This window comes from Rhizobacter sp. P1_G5 (genome assembly GCF_056405435.1).
This window is the reverse complement of the sequence record NZ_JBFUCB010000489.1, coordinates 1-4,680: the sequence shown is the minus strand read 5'-3', so window position 1 is coordinate 4,680 and position 4,680 is coordinate 1. Positions and strand designations below refer to the sequence as shown.

Sequence of the window (4,680 nt, the reverse complement as noted above, 5' to 3'; positions counted from 1 at the left end):
GTACAGCCAGTACGGGCCGCGCTGCTCGAAGCGGGCGGCGCACAGCGCGGCGCCGCGCTCGAAATCGCCTTCCTCGATCGCGAGGAAGATCTCGCCCAGCGATTTCTTGCGCCGGCGCGCCTGCATCAGCCGCTCGCCGAGCGCGGTCGCGGTGTGGGGTTTCAGCAGGTAGCTGTCGAGCGCCGACTCGGCGGCGTCGGCCACCAGCGTGTACGAGGCTTCGCTGGTGACGATGATGAAGACGGTGGACAGCGGCAGCAGCTGGTTGCGCCGCAGGTCGTCGAGCAGGTTCTGCCCGGAGTAGCCGGTGGCGCTGAAGCTGTGCTCGCACAGCACCACGTCGAACGGGCGCACCTCCAGCTGCTTGCGGGCGTCTTCGATGCGGCCGCATTGCGCGACCGTGCCGACGCCGAAATCGCGCAGCTGGGCGGAAAGAATGCTGCGCGAGGTCGGGTTCGGGTCGATGACCATCGCCCGGCACTGCGCGATGTCACGGTCTAGCGGAGCCATCCCCCCTTATCGGACAGGGGGAGGGCCGCTTGAGCGCCGGCGGCCGCGGGCCGGGTTACTTGAACAGATCCTTCACATGGTCGGTCCAGCTCTTGGCATTCGGCGAATGCTTGCCGCCCGACTTGTTGAAGGACTCGTCCAGCTCCTTCAGCAGCTTGCGCTGGTGCTCGGTCAGCTTGACCGGCGTCTCGACGCTGATGTGGCAGTACAGGTCGCCCGGGTAGCTGGAGCGCACGCCCTTGATGCCCTTGCCGCGCAAGCGGAAGGTCTTGCCGTGCTGCGTGCCTTCGGGCAGCTCGATCTCGGCCTTGCCGCCCAGCGTGGGCACCTCGATGCCGCCGCCCAGCGCCGCGAGCGTCAGCCCGACCGGCACGGTGCAGTGCAGGTCGTCACCGTCGCGCTCGAAGATCTCGTGCTGCTTGATGCGGATCTCGATGTACAGGTCGCCGGCCGGGCCGCCATTGGTGCCCGGCTCGCCGTTGCCGGCCGAGCGGATGCGCATGCCTTCGTTGATGCCGGCGGGGATCTTCACCTCCAGCGTCTTGGTCTTCTTGATCTTGCCCTGGCCGTGGCAGGTCAGGCACGGCTCGGGAATGATCTTGCCGGTGCCGTGGCAGTGCGGGCAGGTCTGCTGGATGCTGAAGAAGCCCTGGCGCATGTGCACCGTGCCGGCGCCGTTGCAGCTCGGGCAGGTCTTCGCGCTGGTGCCGGGCTTGGCGCCGCTGCCGTGGCAGGTCTCGCACTCTTCCCAGCTCGGGATGCGGATCTGCGTTTCCTTGCCACGCGCTGCCTCTTCGAGCGTGATCTCCATCGCGTAGCTGAGGTCGCTGCCGCGGAACACCTGCTGGCCGCCGGCACCGCCCCGGCGTTGCCCGCCGCCGCCCTGGCCACCGAAGATGTCGCCGAAGATGTCGCCGAACGCCTCGGCGAAGCCGCCGAAGCCTTCGCCGCCCTGGCCGCCCGGGCGGAACCCACCGGCGTTGGGGTCGACGCCGGCATGGCCGTACTGGTCGTAGGCCGCGCGCTTCTGCGCGTCGGAGAGCATCTCGTAGGCCTCCTTGACCTCCTTGAACTGCTCTTCCGATTTCTTCGCCCCGTCGCCCTGGTTGCGATCGGGGTGGTGCTTCATGGCCAGCTTGCGGTAGGCCTTCTTGATGTCCTCCTCGGACGCGTTCTTCGCGACGCCGAGGATTTCGTAGTAGTCACGCTTTGCCATGGGTGCTCTTGCTTGAAATGCAAATCCCCCGTGCACCGGTCGCGGCCCACGGGGGTCTGAAGAAGCCGCGGCGGCGCCTTACTTCTGGTCTTTCACTTCCTTGAACTCGGCGTCGACCACGTTGTCGTCGGCCGGCTTCGACGAAGCGGCTTCGGCATGCGGCGCCTGAGCACCCGCGCCACCTGCCGCTGCGCCCGCGCCGGCCGCCGCCTGGGCCGCCTGCGCATCGGCGTACACCTTCTCGCCCAGCTTCTGGCTGGCGGCCATCAGCGCCTCGCTCTTGGCCTCGATGGCCGCCTTGTCGTCGCCCTTCAGCGCTTCCTCGGCGTCCTTCAGCGCGGTCTCGATCTTTTCCTTCTCGCCGGCATCCAGCTTGTCGCCATGCTCGCCCAGCGACTTGCGAACGCTGTGCACCATCGCGTCGGCCTGGTTGCGGGCCTGCACCAGTTCGAGCTTCTTCTTGTCCTCGACGGCGTTCAGCTCGGCGTCCTTCACCATCTGCTGGATCTCGGCCTCGGAGAGGCCGGAGTTCGCCTTGATGGTGATCTTGTTTTCCTTGCCGGTGCCCTTGTCCTTGGCGCCGACGTGCAGGATGCCGTTCGCGTCGATGTCGAAGCTCACCTCGATCTGCGGCGTGCCGCGCGGCGACGGCGGGATGCCCTCGAGGTTGAACTCGCCCAGGCTCTTGTTGCCCGAGGCCATCTCGCGTTCGCCCTGGTAGACCTTGATCGTGACGGCCGRCTGGTTGTCGTCGGCGGTCGAGAAGGTCTGCGMGMRCTTGGTCGGGATGGTCGTGTTCTTCGCGATCAKCKKGGTSAWCACGCCGCCSAGSGTCTCGATGCCCAGGSTCAGCGGGGTCACGTCGAGCAGCAGCACGTCCTTGCGGTCGCCGGCCAGCACCTGGCCCTGGATCGCGGCACCGACGGCCACCGCTTCATCCGGGTTCACGTCCTTGCGCGGCTCCTTGCCGAAGAACTCCTTGACCTTCTCCTGCACCTTGGGCATGCGGGTCATGCCGCCGACCAGGATCACGTCGTCGATCGCGTTGACGGCCACGCCGGCGTCCTTGATGGCGGTGCGGCAGGGCGCGATCGTGCGTTCGATCAGCTCCTCGACCAGCGCTTCCAGCTTGGCGCGCGTCAGCTTGATGTTCAGGTGCTTCGGGCCCGACGCATCGGCCGTCACGTACGGCAGGTTGATGTCGGTCTGCGCGCTGTTCGAGAGCTCGATCTTCGCCTTCTCGGCGGCTTCCTTCAGGCGCTGCAGCGCGAGCACGTCCTTCGACAGGTCGACGCCTTGTTCCTTCTTGAACTCGGTGATGATGTAGTCGATGATGCGCTGGTCGAAGTCTTCGCCGCCCAGGAAGGTGTCGCCGTTGGTCGACAGCACCTCGAACTGCTTCTCGCCGTCGACGTCGGCGATCTCGATGATCGACACGTCGAAGGTGCCGCCGCCCAGGTCGTACACCGCGATCTTGCGGTCACCCTTCTCGTTCTTGTCGAGGCCGAACGCGAGCGCCGCGGCGGTCGGCTCATTGATGATGCGCTTCACGTCGAGGCCGGCAATGCGGCCCGCATCCTTGGTGGCCTGGCGCTGGGCGTCGTTGAAGTAGGCCGGCACCGTGATCACGGCCTCGGTCACCGTCTCGCCCAGGTAGTCCTCGGCGGTCTTCTTCATCTTGCGCAGCACTTCGGCGCTGACCTGCGGCGGCGCGAGCCGGTTGCCGCGCACCTCGACCCACGCATCGCCGTTGTCGGCCTGCGCGATCTTGTAGGGCATCAGGTCGATGTCCTTCTGCACTTCCTTCTCGGTGAACTTGCGGCCGATCAGGCGCTTCACCGCATACAGCGTGTTGCGCGGGTTGGTGACGGCCTGGCGCTTGGCAGACGCACCGACGAGGATCTCGCCATCTTCCTGGTAGGCAATGATCGACGGCGTGGTGCGCGCACCTTCGCTGTTCTCGATCACCTTGGTGGTGTTGCCTTCCATGATGGCCACGCACGAGTTCGTGGTGCCGAGGTCGATGCCGATGATTTTTGCCATGTGGTTCTCCTGAATCCGAAAATCTTGATGTTGTCGAGTTGTGGATAAGTCGGGCCGTTTCAAGGGGCCGCGCTTGTGGACAGTTGCTTCTGCCTTGCGTTATTTCGGGGCGGCCACCGTGACCAGCGCCGGGCGCAGCACGCGATCGGCGATCAGGTAGCCCTTCTGCAGCACGATCACGACGGTGTTGGCCTCCTGCTCGGCCGGCACCATGCTGATGGCCTGGTGCTGGTGCGGATCGAACTTCGTGCCGGCCGGCGGGTTGATCTCGATCACCTTGCTGCGCTCGAGCGCGGCTGACAGCTGGCGCAGCGTGGCGTGCACGCCTTCGAGCAGCTGCTCGGGCGTCGCGGCCTGGATCGCGATCGCGGCCTCCAGGCTGTCCTTCACCGGCAGCAGGCTGTCGGCGAAGCTTTCGACGGCGAACTTGCGCGCCTTGGCGATCTCTTCTTCCGAGCGGCGGCGGACGTTCTCGGTCTCGGCCTTGGCGCGCAGGTAGGCGTCGGACATCTCGGCCAGGCGGGCTTCCAGGTTGACCTCGGCCGCCTGCGCCTGCGCGGCGGCAGCCGCGCCAGAGATGTCAGCCGGCGTCTCAAGTCCTTGATCTTGCGAAGAATTTTCTGGATTTTGCATGGGTGGATCCTGTCGAATGGCGCGCATATGGGCGCTTTGCCCCGGGTTTCAAGAGGGGCTTTCAAAATAATGCAGGCCCCCGTGCTGCAGGGCACGTGGGACCGTGCGGGGGAAAGGCAAGGCCGGGCCGACCCGGGCCCAGGGTCATTCGGGGTCGATGCTTGCGCTCCAGCGGTTCCAGTCGGCGAGCTGGCGGCGATCGCGCTTGGTGGGGCGGCCCTGCTCGATCGCCAGCGCCGGTTCGGCGGCCAGCTTGCGCTGCTTCGCCGCCTCCTCGC

The 4,680-nt window shown here is 66.5% G+C and carries 4 protein-coding genes and 1 pseudogene; all 5 read right to left on the bottom strand.

What is annotated here, in order from left to right:
* A partial coding sequence (locus AC1D12_RS25260) for a response regulator (protein WP_477843630.1) occupies nucleotides 1–510 on the bottom strand: 510 nt, incomplete at its 3' end.
* Nucleotides 511–565: 55 nt separating this feature from the next.
* Entirely contained in the window at nucleotides 566–1,726 is a 1,161-nt protein-coding gene (gene dnaJ, locus AC1D12_RS25255) for a molecular chaperone DnaJ (RefSeq protein ID WP_047508912.1), read from the bottom strand.
* A gap of 78 nt (nucleotides 1,727–1,804) precedes the next feature.
* Nucleotides 1,805–3,769, bottom strand: coding sequence for a molecular chaperone DnaK (gene dnaK / locus AC1D12_RS25250; RefSeq protein WP_477843627.1), 1,965 nt, complete (start codon nucleotides 3,767–3,769; stop codon nucleotides 1,805–1,807).
* Between the two features lie 99 nt (nucleotides 3,770–3,868).
* Nucleotides 3,869–4,402 carry a nucleotide exchange factor GrpE gene (grpE, locus tag AC1D12_RS25245; RefSeq protein WP_465113007.1) on the bottom strand — a complete coding sequence of 178 codons (534 nt, stop codon included), beginning with the start codon at nucleotides 4,400–4,402 and terminating at the stop codon, nucleotides 3,869–3,871.
* Nucleotides 4,403–4,546: 144 nt separating this feature from the next.
* A pseudogene (locus AC1D12_RS25240) lies at nucleotides 4,547–4,680 on the bottom strand (RNA-binding S4 domain-containing protein); the annotation flags it as partial.

Coding starts and splice junctions, on each gene's coding strand:
- dnaJ (WP_047508912.1), bottom strand. CDS start 1,726: ATGGCAAAGCGTGACTACTACGAAATCCTCGGCGTCGCGAAGAACGCG.
- grpE (WP_465113007.1), bottom strand. CDS start 4,402: ATGCAAAATCCAGAAAATTCTTCGCAAGATCAAGGACTTGAGACGCCG.